General features: G+C 36.4%; 2 protein-coding genes. One reads left to right on the top strand and one right to left on the bottom strand.

Annotated elements, in window-relative coordinates; translation table 11 throughout:
• Positions 1 to 730, bottom strand: a 730-nt coding sequence (locus ON09_RS23450; protein ID WP_010603507.1) for a CvfB family protein, incomplete at its 3' end; no start/stop codon positions are given.
• A gap of 423 nt (positions 731 to 1,153) precedes the next feature.
• On the opposite strand from ON09_RS23450, the gene ON09_RS23445 reads away from it, so the two are divergent.
• On the top strand, positions 1,154 to 2,207 hold a 1,054-nt coding region (locus ON09_RS23445), incomplete at its 3' end, for an ABC transporter transmembrane domain-containing protein (RefSeq protein WP_010603506.1).

The following is a 2,207-nucleotide window of genomic DNA, read 5'->3' as shown; positions in this document are numbered from 1 at the left end:
GATGATAAATTTCTTCAGGGGAGCTTTTGTCGCCTAATTCAATCACACCACCGCTTTTTTTCAGCTCTGCCATGATCATTTCTTTAGAATCTAAAATGTGGCCATAACCGCTGGGTTGTAAAGTCAGATCAATTTTGCCTTCTACGCGGATTTTTTTAATCCATCCTTTACGTTGATCACCAATTTGAATGTTATCAAAAACCTCATTGTGGTAAAGCAGGCCAATATAAGTATTGTTAATAATCGCATTAAAACCTAAGTCAGTTTCTTCTGTAATCAACAAACTCACCTCGTCACCTTCCTCAAAATCAAAATCTTCCTCTTCAACAAAATCGTATAATTTAGATGAAGCCAGCAAGCGGTCGTTATTTTCATCCAGATACAAATACACTACATATTTGTAGCCTTTTTGCATAGGCCTTTTTTGCTCTTTAGCAGGTACGTAAACATCTTTATCAATACCTAAATCCATGAAAACGCCATCGTCTCCATCTGAAACTACTTTTAAAAACGCAAAATCTCCAATTTCGGCATACGCTTTTTGCGTTGTTCCGGTTAGCCTGCCATCTTTCTGGATGTAAACAAAAACATTTACGTTATCGCCAATCTCCAGGCCTTTCGGTACATATTGGTATGGTAAAATGACCAATTTATCGCCATCAGTTAGATTTAAACCAGACTCAGTTTTGCTTAAAACCCTTAATTCGTTGTATTTTCCTATTTCAATCATCTTATGGGAACCATTTTCTTCAATGGTTATGGTGCAAAGGTAGCAATGTTTGCCCGTAATCTATTTTTAAATTATTTGGAAAGATGCTGCATCATTACATCGTTTGGTTCAGTCGGGCTGTTCGCTAAATCTTTTATTGGAAAAGTTTCTCATTCTAGAAGGCTTTGTCTTGATAGAGGTAGTAACTTTTAAAAATCCAATAAAAGGATATCGCTGCCATCCCGTTTATTAACAAAGGCTTGTGCAAATTGAGGCAATGCTTTTCTGGTTTCCTGATAATGAAAAGGTGTTAATTGTTATCAAGGTTGTTAGGGTGTTTTCAATCTGCGTCATCTTTCCATTTATGATTAATAAATGAAAATAAACCTCCGATCTATCAGATAATTGGGTTAAATTTGATGTTTACAAAGCTCGTATCATCACATGGCAAAACCCAAAGAAGCTAAAAAACCAAGTGTTTTTAGCTTGCTTGCATCTTATAAAGGCTTAATTTTTTTATTGATTTTGTTCGCTCTATTAAGTAATGGCATAAATCTGTTATTACCCAAAATCATTGCCCACGGAATTGATTCATATACCAACAAAACTTTTGATTTAAATTCAATCTTAGTTCAGTTTGCTTTAGCAATTGTCCTGGTTTTTATTTTTACTTATTTGCAAAGCATTGTGCAAACCTACGCATCCGAGCGTGTAGCTAGAGATCTAAGAACCAAATTATCAGACCAGATTTCGCGTCAGAGCCACGCCTACATCATTCAGGCTAACCCATCAAAACTACTTACCAACCTTACTTCCGATGCTGATTCTATTAAGCTCTTCGTTTCGCAGGCGATTGTTTCTCTGGCATCATCGATATTTCTAATTGTTGGCGCCAGCATTTTGCTACTCATGATTAATTGGAAACTTGCTCTTTGTATTATCGCGATCGTTCCGATTATTGGAGGGGCATTTTTCTTCGTGTTGAAAAAAGTAAGGGTATTGTTTATCAAAAGCCGTGAAGTTATCGACTGGTTAAACAAGGTAATCAGCGAAAGCATTCTAGGCTCAGCAATTATTCGGGTAATTAATTCGCAACAGCTTGAATATCAAAAATTTTTAGATGCAAATGCAAAGGCCAGAGATTTAGGATTGTCTATTCTTCGTTTGTTTGCAGGTTTAATTCCAATAATTGTTTTCGTCGCTAACCTGGCCGGATTATCCATCCTGGTACTAGGAGGTCATTTCGTGATTACTGATAGCATGACTTTAGGGGAATTTACCGCCTTCAGCAGTTATTTATCACTGATTATTTTCCCAATTTTGGTTATCGGCTTTATGAGTAATGTCATTGCACAGGCAACGGCATCCTATCAACGAATTGAAAGTGTTTTAAACGCTCCAGAAATTAAACACCCCGGAACTTTTAAAGATGAACTATCGGGGAATGTTGAAGCTAAACAAATTTCATTAACCATTGGACAAAAGCCAATACTAAAAG

The organism is Pedobacter agri PB92 (assembly GCF_000258495.1).
Classification (GTDB): Bacteria; Bacteroidota; Bacteroidia; order Sphingobacteriales; family Sphingobacteriaceae; genus Pedobacter; species Pedobacter agri.
This window is presented reverse-complemented; position numbering and strand designations above follow the sequence as displayed.